Raw genomic sequence first — 16,824 nt, forward strand, 5'->3', positions numbered from 1 at the left:
AGCGCGCTCGCGCGCGACGGAGCGTCACCGGCAAGGCTGCATCGGGCGCAAGCGCGCTCCTACCTGGGTTTCACTGCATTGCACTTCAGCGCACACGCGGGTTGATCAAGCACATCGACCGAAGCGAACCCCGATCGACACGCAAGCAATCACTTAGGCAAACCCATCGGTCGCGCGCACCAATGCATCCACATTCTCCGGCTCGAAGGCCGAGTGTCCCGAGGCCGGGCTGATCTGCAGCTGCGCCTTGGGCCACACCTTGTGCAGATCCCATGCGCTTTGCAGCGGGCACACCACATCGTAGCGGCCGTGCACGATCACACCGGGAATGTCGGCAATGCGATGCGCGTCGCGTAGCAACTGATCTTCGACCTCGAAGAAACCACCGTTGACGAAGTAATGGTTCTCGATGCGCGCGAACGCCAGGGCGAAATGCGCGTCCTCGTGTCCGGTAACGAAGTCCGCGTCCACATGCAGGAAGCTGGTGGCGCCTTCCCACACGCTCCAGGCCTTGGCTGCAGCCAGACGCGTGGCCTCGTCATCGCTAGTGAGGCGGCGATGAAACGCAGACATCAGATCGGCGCGTTCCACCGGCGGAATCGCAGTGACGTAATGCTCCCAGGCATCCGGGAACAAACGGCTGGCGCCTTGCTGATAGAACCATTCCAGCTCGAAGCGACGCAGCAGGAAAATGCCGCGCAGCACCAACTCGGTGACCTGTTGCGGATGGGTCTGCGCATAGGCCAGCGCCAGGGTCGAGCCCCAGCTGCCACCGAACACCTGCCAGCGCGCGATGCCCAGGTGTTCGCGCAGGCGCTCGATGTCGGCGACCAGATCCCAGGTGGTGTTGTCGACCAGATCGGCATGCGGCGTGGAGCGGCCGGAACCGCGCTGATCGAACAACACGATGCGGTACTTGGCCGGGTCGTGGAAGCGCCGCATCTTGTCGTTGCACCCGCCGCCCGGGCCGCCGTGCAACATCACCACCGGCTTGCCCTGCGGATTGCCGCACTGTTCGAAGTACAGCGTGTGGCGGTCGTCGACCTTCAGCATGCCGCTGTCGAACGGTTCGATCTTGGGATATAGCGCGCGCATGGTGGCTCCGACGCAAAGACCTGGATTTTAACCAGGTTAGAGCATGCCGACCTGACTGAGCAGGTTGCAATGACCTGCGGCGTCCGCGGCGCCGAACCGGCTACACCATTGCCGACGCGCCTCTGGCGCTGGCGCCATCCTGTTGGCGTTGCAGTGCATCCATCGCCACCTGCTGCTCACGCTGCTGATTGAGCGCCTGCGCTTGCTGCAACGTGTCATGCATCGGTGCTGGCTGCTGCGATATATCCGTGGCAGCGCGGAAACCCGGGGTGGTGCCGGCCACCCACATGGTGTCGCCGACCATTGCCACGCGGTCAATCTTGCCGGCGTCGGTGATGCCATTCCGCTTGGCGTCGAGCATCGCCTGGGCGACATGCGCGTCGCCAACATGTGCCGGCGCGTCCTGACGGATGCGCGCAAACATGGCCTGATCTGCCGCCGACAGTGCGGCGATGCCGTGTCCATTGGCGTGAGGCGCACGATGCGCACCGGAGGGAGCTCCATGGTGGCCGGGAGCGGGCGCCGTGGAAGAGTGTGCAGCTGGAGCGTGCGGCGTAGCCTGAGGATGCACCGCGGCGGGCGCAGGCGCGTGCGGTTGCGTCGGTGCATGCGCTGGCGCCTCACGCTGGAACCACTGACCAGGATGGGTGAGGGTGTCATAGGCCTGACCTGCCGCATGCTTGGCGGCGTCGATGCCCTGCGAGGCACTATGCGTGGCGGATTCGTACATCTGCGTGCCGCTTCGCACGGCCGTGTCTGCGGCTTGCGAGACTGCGTGCCTAGAGGCGTCGTAGGTCTTTGTGGCAACGTGTTCGGCCCGCTCCACGCCTTCGGAAAGCGCGTGCTTGGTCGCGCCGTAGGCCTGCTTCACGGTGCGCTCGGTCCGATCAATTCCCTCGGTGACCGCATGCACGCCGTCCTGATATTTTTGCGCAACCGTGTGCGACGCAACCCTAGCGGCGTCATAGGTATCGACGATGTGGTTGACGGCGTTGGCAGCGCCAGCCTGGAAGCGAGGATCATGGACACGCTGCACCACGGCCTCGGCTGCAGCGTGAGCGCCTCGCTCAACAAGACCTTTGGCTGATTCCAGGCCATCACCCACAATGCGGCCCGCTGCATCGATGCTCTGCCCGTGCAGATGCGCCGCGTCACCCACGAGACTGACCGCAGGGAAGATTGGAGCGATATAGACGCCAGCTTTGCGCGCTACCGCCTCCACGCCCTCGTCTACACCCTTCACGGCGTGGCCGCTCGCACGGACAAGATCGGCACCGTATTGCAGGCCGTACCCGACGCCTTGTACAGGAGCGTTGCGCTCAATGTTGTCGCGGATGGCCGGATCGACATTCAGGGCCAGATATTCATTCAATTGCCGCCGGAGATTCGGCGATAACTCGCCCTGGCCGTCTTTACCGTGCATCTGGCGCAGCGATTCGGATAGTTCCGCGCGCGCTTGCGATACATCTCTGCCGAAATGGTCGATGCCGGCCTTGTGCTCGGCGTAGCGTTGCGAGGCCTCCTGGAAGCGATGTGGCTCCAGGATGTTGTCCGGGCTCTTGCTGTGGAAATGCTGCTGCCCGCCGTGGTCGCTCAGCTGCATCGCGATCAACGCATTGGGCGGCGCGGACCCGGCCGGCGCATCCAGATACCGACCGGCACGCAGGCTCTGGATATCCTCTTTGCTAGCCAGCGACACCACCTCACCGACATGCGGACTCGCTGCGCTCACCACGTCGCCGGCCATACGGTAATTGGTGAGGTGAAAACCCGGCTGCGGCTGGCCATCAATCAGCTCGGCAGCACCGAAAGCGTTGTACGTGGCACCGCGCAGGCCGTACTTCGCGGCCTCTATCTCGGCTACCGCGCCGCCCAGCGAATGGCCGGTGGCGAATACCTGGCTCTTTGGAATGCCCTGTGCCGCCGCCTTGGCGATCATCTGCGCAGTGAATGCATCCGCTGCGGGCTTTTGCGTATTGACGGTGTCACGCACCATCTTGGCATCGACGGCGATATCTTGAAAAGTGGTAAGCGCATGGTCCGCTTTTTCTGACTTGGTTTCGCCAGAGAATAAACCTGGATCAGTGCCGCGGTAAGCAATGATGACGTTATGAGGCGCCACCGTACTTTGATAGGCGGTTGCATGGAAGCCAGTCATTGGGTCGCTTGCGTAGCCGAAGACCTTGTATTTGTGACCATCTAGAGATACATACTTATTATTATCACCGACATCGCTTCGCGAACGATTGGCATACGAATCGTTGCTCGCATCGGCTAGCGCTTGATCGATGGGCTTCATGACTTGGCTTCCTTAACAGTGATCGTCACTGGAAAATAAGCATCCGGGCTTTGGAGCACTTCAGGATCATTAGGGTTTAACTCTAGCGCGCCATAGGGGACTAACGACGGGTCTCCGTAGGAACTCTTTTTGAAATAACTTTTGCCAATATTTTCGTGCAAGAGCTCATCTAACAGCCCGCCCCAACCGAACTTCACCCCCTTTCCTATTGCGCTCACACCGACACTGGTCACATCCCAATGACAGACACCTAGGTTGAAGTAGTCCTCATCAACCAATGCATCACGATAAAAATAGCCTTTCCAGGTGTGGTCATCCACTTGAACCATTGGGACATCGAGCCCGGCATTTGGTACATGCTGTTCGCCAATCAAGGGAATCATCGGCACGCATTTCGTATTGATGACGTCATATCCGATATAAGCCCCCTTGAACGAATCCCACGGTCCCGGTGCGTGCGATGTGGCGATGACTTCGTAACGCTTCACCGGGTGTGGATTGAGGTGACCGGTTGCGCCATCGTTGCCGACATCGATACCTTTCGAACAGCCGGCGGTGGTCGCAGCAGCCAGGGGCATGATGGCAGCAGCGGCCAGATGGTGCAGTTTCATTAGATCGTCCTCAGTGGGATAAGCCGCAGGGGTTGCGGCAGGGCGTACGGGTGGGAGCGGCGGTAGCGATCCGCGCGTGGGCGTTAGTGGAAACTCGTCATGCGGCAACCTGCCCAGCCTGGTGTCGAGGTGGGCATCGCTACTCACCATCTCGCGCAAGATCTGCGCATCGCGCGCTGCGCGTGCACGGTAGGAGTTGTCGCGGTTCTCGGTCTTTTCACGGTTCATCGCGCGCATCCTTCCTTGTTCTCCAGGCATCCAAGCTACGCTGGCGATACTACTCTTCGACATCCGCAAAGCCAGTGCTGTAGTACCGGCGACATCAGCGCCGGTGATGGTCATTCCCGTGCACGCTAGGACGCTAATCGCGGTTGACACCGTATTCCTGCAACGCAGCAGGAAAAGCGATACCTCAGCCGCGCTCCCGAAAGCACCCGAGATGAACACCACGGGACATCCCTGTCAGGCACCCTGGCAGCTGCGCCATACGCTGGCCGCCACAAACCTAGGCCAGCGGTTTGCGCCCCAGCGTGACCCGGTCGCGCTGCTCCAGGTCCTGGTAGGTCGCTACCGTGTCGAAACCGGCTGCGGCAAGCAATGCCCGCACCGCAGCCCCCTGGTCCCAGCCATGTTCCAGCAACAGCCAGCCGCCCGGTAGCAGATGCACAGGCGCATCGGCCACGATCAGGCGGATATCGTCCAGCCCGTCGCTGCCGGAGGCCAGCGCACTACCCGGTTCATAGCGCAGATCGCCCTGCTGTAGATGCGGGTCGTGCGCGGCGATATACGGTGGGTTGCTGGCAATTAAGTCGAAGGCCTCCCCCGCCAATGGCGCGAACCAGTTGCCCAGCCGGAAGTCGACATTGGGCAAGCTGTGGCGATCCGCGTTGCGACGCGCCATCCCCAGCGCCGCTGCGCTGGCATCGGTGGCGATCAGCTGCGACTGCGGACGTTCGCTGGCGATGGCCAGCGCAATCGCACCGCTGCCGGTGCCCAGATCGGCGGCTCGACGGCCCGGCGAGGTGTCCAAGCGCTCCAGCGCCAGCTCCACCAGCAGCTCAGTGTCAGCGCGCGGGATCAGCGTGGCCGGCGAGACGGCCAGGTCCAGCGTCCAGAATCCGCGCGAGCCGGTCAGGTAGGCGACCGGCACGCCGGCCTCGCGGCGCTGCACCAACGCCTCGAAAGCCTGCGCGACCGATGGAGGCACCGCATCGCGCCCGTGCATGAACAACCAGGCGCGATCACGCCCCAGCGCATGCAGCAGCAGCGCCTCGGCATCACAGCGCTCGATCCGTTCGGCGGCGCGCCGTAGCACCTGATCGGCTGGAATGGCAGCGAGATCGTCGGACATACGGACTGTTCACTCATGCGCAACATCGGCTGGCCATTATCGACGATGGCGTACGCCACGGTTGCACTAGATTCAGCCTGAAGAATCGATAGCTCCAGCCTATCTATACAATTCCATCAATCGATTTGAGGAATCTATCGCTCCTGCCTACTATGGCGTCTGTTCCATCCCCCGCCCCCTTTTACCGCACGAGGAAACTCAATGTCTCTCATCAACACTCAGGTTCAGCCGTTCAAGGCGAATGCGTACCACAATGGCAACTTCATCGAAGTCACCGAGGCCAGCCTGAAGGGCAAGTGGTCTGTGCTGATCTTCATGCCGGCCGCATTCACCTTCAACTGCCCGACCGAAGTGGAAGACGCTGCCGACAACTATGCTGCCTTCCAGAAGGCTGGCGCCGAGGTGTATATCGTCACCACGGACACGCACTTCTCGCACAAGGTGTGGCACGAAACCTCCCCGGCCGTGGGCAAGGCGAAGTTCCCGCTGATCGGCGACCCGGCCCACAAGCTGACCCGCGCCTTCGGCGTGCACATCGAAGAAGAAGGCCTGGCCCTGCGCGGCACCTTCATCATCAATCCGGAAGGCGTGATCAAGACCCTGGAAATCCACGACAACTCCATTGCCCGCGACGTCACCGAGACGCTGCGCAAGCTGACGGCGGCACAGTTCGTGGCCAACAATCCTGGCCAGGTCTGCCCGGCCAAGTGGAAGGAAGGCGCCAAGACCCTGGCTCCGTCGCTGGATCTGGTCGGCAAGATCTAAGCCGCCGCGCATCCCTGGCCCGGTTCATCGGGCCGGGGGTGAACCGGAGCCGGTGCCGGGCTGCCCGCCAGCCATCGCCAGCACGCATTCCCGACATCGCGCCGGCTGCGGTTCACCTCCTTCCTCCCCGGCGACCTGCGTTTGCGCAGCGAGCGACGCCACGCTCTCCCCTTGCCCATTCCCAGGAGTTTTCCATGTTGGATGCCAATCTCAAGACCCAGCTGACCGCCTACCTGGAACGGGTGACGCGGCCGATTCAAATCAACGCATCGATCGACGAAAGCCCTGGTTCGCGCGAAATGCTCGACCTGCTGGAAGAGTTGGTGCTGCTCTCGGACAAGATCAGCCTGGACATCCACCGCGACGACAACCAGCGCAAGCCCTCGTTCGCGCTGACCACGCCGGGCCAGGACATCTCGTTGCGCTTTGCCGGGCTGCCGATGGGCCATGAATTCACCTCGCTGGTGCTGGCGCTGCTGCAGGTGGGCGGCCACCCGTCCAAGGCGGCTGCCGAACTGATCGAGCAGGTGCAGCACCTGGATGGCGATTACCAGTTCGAAACCTATTTCTCGCTGTCGTGCCAGAACTGCCCGGACGTGGTGCAGGCGCTGAATCTTGCCGCCGTGCTCAACCCGCGTATCAAGCACGTGGCCATCGACGGTGCGTGGTTCCAGGACGAAGTGGAAACCCGCCAGATCATGTCGGTGCCCACCGTGTATTTGAACGGCGAGCTGTTCGACCAGGGCCGCATGACGCTGGAGCAGATCGTCGCCAAGCTCGACACCAACGCGTCCAAGCGCGACGCTGCGAAAATCGCCGCGAAAGAGGCGTTCGACGTGCTGGTGGTGGGCGGCGGCCCGGCTGGTGCTGCTGCAGCGGTGTATGCCGCGCGCAAGGGCATCCGCACCGGCGTGGCGGCCGAGCGTTTCGGTGGCCAGGTGCTGGACACCATGTCGATCGAAAACTTCATCTCCGTGCAGGAAACCGAAGGCCCGAAGATGGCCGCCGCGCTTGAGCAGCACGTGCGCCAGTATGAGGTGGACATCATGAATCTGCAGCGTGCCGAGCAGCTGATTCCAGCCGGCGCCGATGGCCTGATCGAGATCAGGCTGGCCAATGGCGCCTCGCTCAAGAGCAAGACCGTGATCCTGTCCACCGGCGCGCGCTGGAGACAAATGAACGTGCCCGGCGAAGACCAGTACAAGAACAAGGGTGTTGCGTATTGCCCGCATTGCGACGGCCCTCTGTTCAAGGGCAAGCGCGTGGCAGTGATCGGCGGCGGCAACTCCGGCGTGGAAGCGGCGATCGACCTGGCCGGCATCGTGGCGCATGTCACGCTGGTGGAATTCCATGACAAGCTGCGCGCCGATGAAGTGCTGCAACGCAAGCTGCGCAGCCTGCACAACGTGCGCATCATCACCAGCGCGCAAACCACCGAAGTGCTTGGCGACGGGCAGAAGGTGACCGGCCTGGTTTACAAGGACCGTACCGGCGGCGACATCCAGCATATCGATCTGGAGGGTGTCTTCGTCCAGATCGGCCTGCTGCCCAACACCGAGTTCCTGCGTGGCACGGTAGCGCTGTCGCCGCGCGGCGAGATCATCGTCGACGACCGCGGCCAGACCGATGTGCCGGGCGTGTTCGCCGCCGGCGACGCCACCACGGTGCCGTACAAGCAGATCGTGATCGCGATGGGTGAAGGTTCCAAGGCGGCACTGAGCGCATTCGATCATCTGATCCGCTCCAGCGCACCTGCCACTGCCGATAACGTGGCCCAGGCCGCATGAGCGAGCGCCTGCTTAGCACCCGGCCAGCCCGGGCGCTAAGCTCGCAGCACGCTCCAGTCGTTCCCCGTCACCGCAATGAAGGCTGCTGCATATGAACCTGCGTGACCTGAAATATCTGGTAGCCCTGGCCGACCACAAGCACTTCGGACGCGCTGCGACGGCGTGTTTCGTGAGTCAGCCAACACTGTCTACCCAGATCAAGAAACTCGAAGACGAGCTCGGCGTATCGCTGGTGGAGCGCGCGCCGCGCAAGGTCATGCTGACCCCGGCCGGCCGCGAAGCCGCCGTGCGTGCGCGTAGCATCGTGGCCGAAGTCGAACAGATGAAGGAAGCCGCACGCCGCAGCCAGGACCCGGAAGCGGGCACCGTGCGTCTGGGCATCTTTCCCACGTTGGCGCCATACCTGTTGCCGCATGTGGTGCCGCGCATCCGTGAGCGTTTTCCGCGCCTGGAACTGCTGCTGATCGAAGAGAAAAGCGACCAGTTGATGCACCAGTTACGCGAGGGCCGCCTGGATGCTGCGCTGCTTGCCCTGCCATTGCAGGATGACCAACTGCATGCCGAATTTCTGTTCGAAGAGCCCTTCGTGCTGGCAGTGCCGGAAGGCCACCCACTGGCGCGCCACGACAGCATGACCCTGGACGATCTGTCCGAGCAGCGCCTGTTGCTGCTGGAAGATGGCCACTGCTTGCGCGACCAGGCACTGGATGTCTGCCATCTGGCCGGCGCGCTGGAAAAATCCGAATTTCAGGCAACCAGCCTGGAAACCCTGCGTCAGATGGTGGCCGCCAATGTCGGCGTGACGTTGTTGCCCCTGCTCGCGGTCAAGCCGCCGGTCGCACGCTCGGACAATATCCGCCTGATCCGCTTCCGCGAAGACAAGCAGCCCAGCCGCCGTATTGCGATGGCCTGGCGGCGTAGCTCGGCGATGACCGCTTTTCTGGAGCAGCTGTCGCAGCTGTTCAAGGAACTGCCCGATAGCCTGTTCACGCTGGATCAGCCTGCAGCGGGACCGAAGGCGGTTGCCGCTTAGAGCAGCTCACAAAACGACTGCGATCACCGTCAGGCGGGCGCGGCCGGTGCTCGGAATCGGCGTGTACCACGCGTACACTGCGGTCCTGGGCGCGCCGTCCACGCCCACCTGACGACTGCGCGCTACATTTTGTTAGCCGCTCTTAGGGATTTGGAATTTTGAGAGTCGGGATGCGTTGCACCATTGCTGCGGTCGCTTGGTGCGAGGACTGCCAGTTTTGTACGAAGGCGACGCGAGAGCGTCGCCTTTTGTTTGTCTGGTGTTTACGAGACACAACGTACAACAGCCGTGTGGTAAAGCTCGCTTGAGACAGGTGAGCAATCAGCGCACACGGCAAGCGTTGCGCTCGCATGCGCTACGTTCTTCTACGTCACCGTTCTGTTCTGATCGAAGCAGGATCCTCATAAGATCGCCGCCCTACTGGGAGCCGGGCCTGGCGCTCCGGTGCCTCGCTCGAAGCTAGGCAGTCGGGTACGCAGCCCCACATTGCGATCTGCCCATGGCGCCCTCATCTTGCCGATGCTGCTTGCCGTCTTGGCAAGCCGTATTCGTCAGGAGACTGCCATGACTTCGCAACACAACAGCGGCTTGCCGCCATCCATTCTGGTATCCAGCCACGACCTTGCCCGGCTTGAGGCATTGCTCGATTCGCCGACCTTCAACAAGCACCCCGCCGCCACTGCGCTGAGCGATGAACTGGGCCGCGCCCGCGTGCTGCCGCCCGACCAGATTCCTGGCGATGTTGTCACCATGCACTCACGCATCGAATGCGAAGACGAACTGCATGGCGAACGGCATACGCTTACCCTCGTGTATCCGCATGAGGCCGATGTGCAGCACGGCCGCATCTCGGTGCTTGCGCCGGTCGGCAGTGCGCTGCTTGGCCTGTCGGTCGGTCAGAGCATTGATTGGCGCACGCCCGACGGACGCGACCTGCGCCTGCGCGTGACTGCCGTGCACGATCAACCTGCAGCTGCGGGCGACTTCCCGCGCTAAGCGCGCTAACGTAGCGCGCTGCGTCCTATCCACGACCCGTTCCACGATTCGAGAGAACCCGCATGACCGCATCCCCCTCCAAGCTTGCCCAACTGCGCGACCTGTCTGTCGTCGTTGCCGACACCGGCGATTACGACGCCATCAAGCGATTGAAGCCGGTTGACTGCACCACCAATCCCACACTGGTCAAAAAGGCGCTGGACCTGCCGGTCTATGCCGATCTGATCGAACGCGAACTGACCTGGGGCCGCGAGCACGGCGGCGACGATCGCACCGCCACCATCCACGAGGTCGCCGACCGCCTGACCATCGGCGTGGGCGTCAAGCTGGCCGAACTGGTGCCGGGCCGCGTGTCCACCGAGGTGGACGCCGACCTGGCCCACGAAACGCAGGCCACCATCGCCAAGGCGCGCAAGTTCATCGCGATGTACGCCGAGCGTGGCGTGTCCAAAGACAAGATCCTGATCAAGATTGCCGCGACCTGGGAAGGCATCGAAGCCGCCCGTCAGCTGCAGCGCGAAGGCATCGACTGCAACCTCACGCTGATCTTCAATCGCTCCCAGGCACTGGCCTGCGCAGAAGCCGGCGTGTTCCTGATTTCCCCGTTCGTGGGCCGCATCCTGGATTACTACGTCGCCCATGGGCAGACCCCGGCCAGCATCGACGAAGATCCGGGCGTGGTGTTCGTGCGCACCGTCTACAACGAATTCAAGCGGCGCGGCTCATCCACCGTGGTGATGGGCGCCTCGTTCCGCTCCACCGCGCAGATCGAAGCGCTGGCCGGCTGCGACCGCCTGACCATTTCGCCGGATCTGCTGGAAAAGCTCGACGCCGAACACGGCGAGTTGCCGCGCAAGCTCTCGCCGGCCGACGCCAACAATGCGCAGATCACCCCGATCAACAGCGACAGCTTCGCTTCTGGCCTGGCCGCCGACCCGATGGCCACCGAAAAGCTGGCCGGCGGCATCGACACCTTTGCCAAGGATCTACAGGCCCTACGCCAGACCATCGCCGACAAGCTCGCTGGCTGATCGCAGCAACGTTGTTCTGCGACATCGACGCCCGCGGCCTTCTGGCTGTGGGCGTTGTGGTTTCTGGGGTCTGGCTTTCGTGAGATTGAAGGCCGAATCCATGTATTCGCAGACACGCCGAAAGGTCCACGGCGGCAGCAGCGCGATGCCTCGCCCACCCGCATCGAAACGTATCGATAGCGTTACCTGCAGGCGCATCGCTGCCTGCACCTACATCTGTATCGCCACTTGTAGCGAGTGCCACATCTGCACCTGCCATGCACACAGACAGGCGACCACAGGGCCCAGCACGCTGGCGACTGTGCCAAGCACCGGCCCAGGATCGACCGGCGTCTGCAGCAATATCTCTCTCTCCACATATCGCTTACACCCGGCGCACGCGCACTGCCTAGAATCCGGGTTCCCTCAACTGGCGTAACCGACAATGGCAAACATTGCAGTGGTGATGGTCGACGGCGTGGCCGATTGGGAAATCGGCGTGGTGCTGCCGGCGGCACGCGAGTGGTTCGGCGACGAGGTCGCGATCGCCAGCATCGATGGACAGCCGGTGCAGTCCATCGGCGGCCTGCGCATCACCCCGGAATTTGCGCTCTCGGATCTGGCGCCGCTTGAGGCCGACCTGTGGATCCTGCCCGGCAGCGAGCGCTGGCAGGCCGGCGAGATCCCTGGGCTGAGCGGTCTGCTGGCCGAGCGCGTGCAGCAGCAGCGCCCGGTCGCCGCGATCTGCGGCGCCACCCTCGCCTTCGCCTATGCAGGCCTGCTCGATGAGCGCACACACACCAGCAACGCGCTGGCATTCCTGCAGGAGCACGTGGTGCCGTACGCGGGCGCGGCGCACTATCGCCACGAAAAAGTCGTCAGCGCCGATGGCGTCATCACCGCACCTGGCACCAGCCCGGTGGGCTTTGCGCTGGCCTGCATGCGGCAATTGCATCCGGAGCGCACTGATACGCTTGCCCAACTGCGTGGCATGTTCGCCGGGGAATTTGTTTAATCCAAACGATTCAGGCCGGTACAGCTGATGCACGGCATTGGCTCGCTGCGATGATTCACCAAACCGGTTCCTGCACGCGCGCCGCAGCAACTCTCTCGTGCTGTCGATCGCGCACCAAGCAGCGGCGGGGATGTGTTCAACGGTTGTCTGCATCACTTGCCATGGCGACTGGCTCATGTGGATCGCTGCGCAGCTTCGCCATAGCGGCTCAAAAAGATGGCCGCGTCGTCTCCGACGTGGCCATTCAAGTTGCCCGGCATGCACTCCCATGCGCTGCCTGATCGTGATAACGCTGCCGGTCACTGTTGGCCATCGGCGCGCTGCCACGATCATGTGGACGACAGCGCTTCAATCCGGCCCGCCTTTCCGTCAGGCATCCAGCCCGATCGGGCAGCTCACTCCCGTGCCGCCAAGCCCGCAATAGCCATTGGGATGCTTGGCGAGATATTGCTGGTGATCGTCTTCGGCGTAGTAGAACGCGGGCGCCGGGAAGAGGATCTCCGTGGTGATTGCGCCATACCCGGCTGCTGTCAGCTGTTGCTGATACGTATCGCGGCTGGCAAGCGCGGCGGCGTACTGCGCCGGTGTGGTGCAGTAAATCGCCGAGCGATATTGCGTACCGACGTCGTTACCCTGCTGCATACCCTGGGTCGGGTCGTGACTTTCCCAGAAGGTGCGCAGCAATTGTTCGAACGACACTGCTTGTTCGTCGAACACCACCAGCACCGCTTCGGTGTGGCCGGTTTGCCCGGAACACACTTCCGAGTAAGTCGCGTTCGGCGTCTGCCCGCCGGCGTAACCCACTGCTGTGGTGTACACCCCTGGGACGTCCCAGAACTTGCGTTCCGCGCCCCAGAAGCAGCCGAGCCCGAATTGCACCTGGGCCAGGCCCGTGAACTCACCACGCAACGGATGACCGTTGATCAGGTGGATGTTGTGCAGCGGCAGCGCTTGCTCGCGCCCGGGCAATGCCTCGCCCGGACGTGGCATACGTTGTTTGAAGGCGCCGATTCCCAGCATGGTGCAACTCCGCAATCGTGAGGATTGCTTGCTGGATGGCGCCGGCCGGAGCCGCTTTCAAGCCTGCCTGGCCAGCGCATGTCGCCTGCGCCGCATTACTTGGTCTTGGCGACTGCCGCGCGCGTATCCACTTCTGGCATCGCCGAGCTGTGGTGGTTGATGATCAGCCACTTGCCGTCGCGCTTTTCGTACACGAAGGTGTAGCGGGCCTGCACGTTGCTCTTCTTGCCTTCCTTGTCGGTCAACGTGAAGGTGTACACACCGGCATCCACTGCGCTGTCCTCATCGAGCACCCGCACGGTGCGGTAATTGACCACGCCCTGCGGCTTCTTGGTCAGGAACATTTCGAAGTAATTTTCGATCTGCTCGCGCGAGGCGCGTACTTCGTTGGAGACGGTCGGCAGCAACACGCCGTCCGGGGCGTACAGATCGGCCACCTTGTGCGGGTTGCCGGTGGCCAGCGCCGCGTTCCAGGTATCGAACAGCGCAGCGACTTCGCGCTCTTCGCCGCCGGTCGGCAGCTTGGCCTTGTCGGTGTAATGCATCACGCCGCCAGCCAGCGCCGGGGTGGCAGCCAGAGCCAGAACAAGAGAGAAAAGAGTGCGACGCATGGGTATCTCCGTGTGATTGATGGGGGGCCTCATCGGGCAGGCTCAGTATCGAAATCAAGCAGCCCCAACAATTCTGCCGAGTGGCATATACTCAAATACGCTGATCGGCCTAGGGCAACATCATGGAAACCCCCACCAATGCGGGTGATTGGCGGCTAGCCTTACGCCGCGAAGCCTCCGACAGCGCACGTTGGCAAGCGCTTTGGGAAGCCGCCGTGACACTGCGCCAGGCGCAAAGCCCCGAGCAGGCCTGCGATGCAGTCCTTGGGAGGGCGCTGCTGTTACTGGGCCTAGAACACGGCGCGGTGCTGGCGCAGCGCGGCCCGCGCGCGCACGTGCTGGCCAGCCGTGGCCGCGCCTTACCGCCCGGGGCCAGCGCCGCTGGCGACGGCCACGAAGCGGCCTGGTTGATGCCGCCACGTCCTTCAGACATTGGCGAAGCCAGGGTGCCGATCCATGCGCTAGGCACCACCCACGGCATGCTTTGCGTGGCCTGGACCGAGGGCCGCCAAGCACCCGGCAACGACGATGTACAGGCGCTGCAGGCATTGGCGCTACTGCTGCCGGCGATGGTGGCCGAACCGGTCAAACCGATCCCCACGCGGCGGCGCAAACCGGTGCACGACGATCGTCTGGGCGCGCTGAGCAAGCGCGAAAAACAGGTGTTGTCACTGCTCCCGCGCGGACTCACCAACGCGAGCCTGGCAGCTGAACTGGGAATTGCTCCCGGCACGGTGAAAGTGCACGTGGAGCGAATCCTGCAGAAACTTGAGGTAAAAGATCGCACCCAGGCCGCGGTCTACGCGGTCCAATCCGGACTTGCGCTATGAATGCATTGGCGGTGCGTTGGAACGATTGGCCGATCACCCGCAAGAGCCTGGCAGTTGTCACACTGCCGTTGCTGTTGCTGGCCGTGGCATTGATGGCGATCTACAGCGTGGAGCGGCAAAACATCGCTGCCGAAAACGACGTGCGACAGACCCTGGAAGTGCTCAGCGATCTCTACGAAGCGCACGCGTTATTGGCCGAAACCGCGGCCGGCGTGCGCGGTTACCGGCTGGTGCGGCGCGATGAATTCCTCACCCCGTATCGCGATGCCGAGCCACGCCTGCAAGGCGTGGTCGACCGTCTGTCGCAACGCATTACCGACCCCAGTCAAGCGCAGCGCTTTGCGCGTATCAAGCCACTTTTCGCCGAAAAAATGCAGGGTTGGCGCCGATTGCTGGCCCCGGATCTGAGCCGCGAAGAAGAGATCCGGCAGCTGTGGGACGGCAAGTACAAGCTCGACATTCTGCGTGCCGAACTGCGCGAATTGCGCAATTACGAAACCGCGCAGTTGCAGGTGCGCACCGCCAAGGCGCAAGGCCTGCGTCAGCGCAACCTCATCATCACCTTGAGCGCAGCGATGCTGGGCGGCCTGGGCGCGGTGTTTGCGGTGGCGTGGTTCGCCTCGGCATTGTCCGGACGCCTGCGCACGCTGGCCGCCAATGCCGACCGCCTGGGCGAAGGCCTGCCGCTGGCAGCGCAACCGCGAGCCGGCGATGAGCTGGGACAGGTTGGTCAGCGCCTGGCCCAGGCCAGCGAACTGCTGGCCGCACGCGCAGCCGAAGCGCAACTGGCGCGGCGCGAAGCGGAAACCGCCAATCGCGCAAAAACCGAATTCCTGTCGCGTAGCAGCCATGAGTTGCGCACCCCACTCAATGCGATTCTGGGGTATGCGCAGGTGCTGGAAATGGATCTGCCCGAGCCAGCCCATCGCCGGCATCTGCAGCATATTCTCGGTGCAGGTCGGCACTTGCTCGGGTTGATCACCGAGTTGCTGGACATCGCGCGCATCGAAGCCGATCAGCTGGATTTGAGCCCGGAACCGATCTCGGTCCGTGCGGCCGTGCATGAAGCCTTGGGCCTGATCGCACCGGATGCAGACAAGCATGGCATCGCGTTGCAACCCGCATCGATCGACGGGCCGTGGACGGTGCGCGCCGATGCGCAGCGGCTGCGCCAGGTGCTGCTCAATCTGTTGTCGAACGCGGTCAAGTTCAATCGTACCGGCGGACAGGTGCAGGTAAGCGCGCATACCGAAGGCGAACACGTGCGCATCACGGTGGCCGACCAGGGCGCAGGGCTGACGCCGGCGCAGATCGAACGCTTGTTTACACCGTTCGAGCGGCTGGGCGCCGAGCGCTCTGCAGTAGAAGGCACCGGTCTTGGGTTGGCACTGAGCAAGCGCCTGATCGAGGCCATGGGCGGGCACATCGGCGTGGACAGCACCCACGAGGGTGCGCGCTTCTGGATCTCGCTGCCGCAAGGTGAACCGCAGCGCAGTGAACCGGCCCGCCCCCTGCTGCCACCTAGCGTCAGTGGCAGCGGCATTTGCCGCGTGCTGAGCATCGAAGACAACCCCTCCAACCAGGCATTGATCCGCACGCTTACCGAGCGTCGCCCGCAATGGCAACTGCTTGAAGCGGAGAGCCTGGCACAGGCGCGGGAGCTGTTGCAGCAGGGCGTGCCGGATCTGATCTTGCTGGATCTGCATCTAAGCGATGGCAACGGCGAAGAGCTGTTGCGCGAATTGCAGGGGCAGACGGCGATGGCCGCCATCCCGGTGGTGGTGATCAGCGCCGATGCCACGACCGCCACGCTTGCGCGCGTCGGTCACCAGGGCGTGCGCGCCTATCTGACCAAACCGCTTGATGTGGCGGAATTCTTCACCGTGATCGACAGGTTGCTGGCATGACACGCGACGAAATCCTCGCTTCCCGCATCCTCATCGTCGACGACGAGCCGGCCAACGTACGGCTGCTCGAGGACCTGCTCCAGCGCGAAGGATTCCAGCAAGTGATCGCCACCACCGATCCGTTGCGGGTGATGGGGCTGGTGTCGGCCTTTGCGCCGGACCTGATTCTGCTGGACCTGAAGATGCCGGAGCTGGACGGCTTCGCGTTGCTGGAACAGCTAGCGCGGCTATCGGACCCCGGCCAGTTTCTGCCAGTGATCGTGCTGACCGCCGACCCCAGCCGCAGCGCGCGCCACCGTGCCCTGGGCCTGGGTGCCAAGGACTTCTTGACCAAGCCGCTGGACACTTTCGAGGTCGCCTTGCGGGTCTGGAACGTGGCCGAGACCACCGTATTGTTCAAGCGTCTGCGCGCATTGGCAGCCCCGGATGCAGCGCCGCCGGGATGGCGTCAGCAGAGTTGAGTTGGAGAGCGGATGCGACGCGGCCATTCAACA

The 16,824-nt window shown here is 63.2% G+C and carries 15 protein-coding genes and 1 other RNA gene; 10 read left to right on the top strand and 6 right to left on the bottom strand.

Going from position 1 to position 16,824, the window contains the following annotated elements; genetic code table 11:
- Positions 1–153 precede the first annotated feature (153 nt).
- The 4 genes from pip to prmC form a co-directional block, all read right to left on the bottom strand.
- Positions 154–1,095 carry a prolyl aminopeptidase gene (pip, locus tag M0D43_RS06540; protein WP_252164002.1) on the bottom strand — a complete coding sequence of 314 codons (942 nt, stop codon included), beginning with the start codon at positions 1,093–1,095 and terminating at the stop codon, positions 154–156.
- Positions 1,096–1,195: 100 nt separating this feature from the next.
- On the bottom strand, positions 1,196–3,394 hold the full coding sequence (locus tag M0D43_RS06545; protein WP_252164003.1) for a Tle-like phospholipase domain-containing protein: 2,199 nt from the start codon (positions 3,392–3,394) through the stop codon (positions 1,196–1,198).
- Positions 3,391–4,347 (bottom strand): hypothetical protein, encoded by a 957-nt coding sequence (locus tag M0D43_RS06550; RefSeq protein ID WP_252164004.1) that lies wholly within the window; start codon positions 4,345–4,347, stop codon positions 3,391–3,393. Before M0D43_RS06550 ends, M0D43_RS06545 begins: the two co-directional genes overlap by 4 nt.
- A gap of 163 nt (positions 4,348–4,510) precedes the next feature.
- The gene (prmC, locus tag M0D43_RS06555) at positions 4,511–5,356 is read right to left on the bottom strand and encodes a peptide chain release factor N(5)-glutamine methyltransferase (RefSeq protein ID WP_252164005.1); all 846 of its coding nucleotides are present in this window, start codon (positions 5,354–5,356) and stop codon (positions 4,511–4,513) included.
- A gap of 201 nt (positions 5,357–5,557) precedes the next feature.
- Here prmC and ahpC point away from each other — a divergent pair, with 201 nt between their 5' ends.
- The 7 genes from ahpC (at position 5,558) to M0D43_RS06590 (ending at position 11,962) form a co-directional block, all read left to right on the top strand.
- A complete protein-coding gene (gene ahpC / locus M0D43_RS06560) occupies positions 5,558–6,121 on the top strand; it encodes an alkyl hydroperoxide reductase subunit C (protein WP_010381556.1) in 564 nt (187 codons plus the stop codon).
- A 194-nt stretch (positions 6,122–6,315) separates the two neighbouring features.
- Positions 6,316–7,908 (top strand): alkyl hydroperoxide reductase subunit F, encoded by a 1,593-nt coding sequence (gene ahpF / locus M0D43_RS06565; protein ID WP_252164006.1) that lies wholly within the window; start codon positions 6,316–6,318, stop codon positions 7,906–7,908.
- Positions 7,909–7,999: 91 nt separating this feature from the next.
- A complete protein-coding gene (locus M0D43_RS06570; RefSeq protein WP_101362553.1) occupies positions 8,000–8,941 on the top strand; it encodes a LysR substrate-binding domain-containing protein in 942 nt (313 codons plus the stop codon).
- Between the two features lie 61 nt (positions 8,942–9,002).
- A non-coding RNA gene (locus tag M0D43_RS06575) (sX9 sRNA) lies at positions 9,003–9,079 on the top strand.
- A gap of 426 nt (positions 9,080–9,505) precedes the next feature.
- Positions 9,506–9,937 (top strand): nucleoside diphosphate kinase regulator, encoded by a 432-nt coding sequence (gene rnk / locus M0D43_RS06580; RefSeq protein WP_101363059.1) that lies wholly within the window; start codon positions 9,506–9,508, stop codon positions 9,935–9,937.
- A 62-nt stretch (positions 9,938–9,999) separates the two neighbouring features.
- Complete coding sequence (locus tag M0D43_RS06585) at positions 10,000–10,968, top strand: transaldolase (protein ID WP_260808042.1); 969 nt, start codon at positions 10,000–10,002, stop codon at positions 10,966–10,968.
- Positions 10,969–11,392: 424 nt separating this feature from the next.
- Entirely contained in the window at positions 11,393–11,962 is a 570-nt protein-coding gene (locus M0D43_RS06590) for a type 1 glutamine amidotransferase family protein (RefSeq protein ID WP_260808043.1), read from the top strand.
- A gap of 369 nt (positions 11,963–12,331) precedes the next feature.
- Here the strand turns inward: M0D43_RS06590 and msrA are convergent, their stop codons facing one another.
- A complete protein-coding gene (gene msrA / locus M0D43_RS06595) occupies positions 12,332–12,982 on the bottom strand; it encodes a peptide-methionine (S)-S-oxide reductase MsrA (RefSeq protein WP_252164007.1) in 651 nt (216 codons plus the stop codon).
- Positions 12,983–13,077: 95 nt separating this feature from the next.
- Positions 13,078–13,593 (bottom strand): SgcJ/EcaC family oxidoreductase, encoded by a 516-nt coding sequence (locus tag M0D43_RS06600; protein WP_252164008.1) that lies wholly within the window; start codon positions 13,591–13,593, stop codon positions 13,078–13,080.
- A gap of 122 nt (positions 13,594–13,715) precedes the next feature.
- Here M0D43_RS06600 and M0D43_RS06605 point away from each other — a divergent pair, with 122 nt between their 5' ends.
- Genes M0D43_RS06605 through M0D43_RS06615 form a run of 3 tightly spaced genes read left to right on the top strand, consistent with a single transcriptional unit; the run spans position 13,716 to position 16,791 of the window.
- Positions 13,716–14,423, top strand: coding sequence for a helix-turn-helix transcriptional regulator (locus M0D43_RS06605; protein WP_252164009.1), 708 nt, complete (start codon positions 13,716–13,718; stop codon positions 14,421–14,423).
- Positions 14,420–16,330 (top strand): ATP-binding protein, encoded by a 1,911-nt coding sequence (locus M0D43_RS06610; protein WP_252164010.1) that lies wholly within the window; start codon positions 14,420–14,422, stop codon positions 16,328–16,330. Before M0D43_RS06605 ends, M0D43_RS06610 begins: the two co-directional genes overlap by 4 nt.
- A complete protein-coding gene (locus M0D43_RS06615; protein WP_252164011.1) occupies positions 16,327–16,791 on the top strand; it encodes a response regulator in 465 nt (154 codons plus the stop codon). Before M0D43_RS06610 ends, M0D43_RS06615 begins: the two co-directional genes overlap by 4 nt.
- Positions 16,792–16,824 lie beyond the last annotated feature (33 nt).

It is taken from the genome of Xanthomonas prunicola (genome assembly GCF_025266575.1).
GTDB classification, from domain to species: Bacteria; Pseudomonadota; Gammaproteobacteria; order Xanthomonadales; family Xanthomonadaceae; genus Xanthomonas; species Xanthomonas prunicola.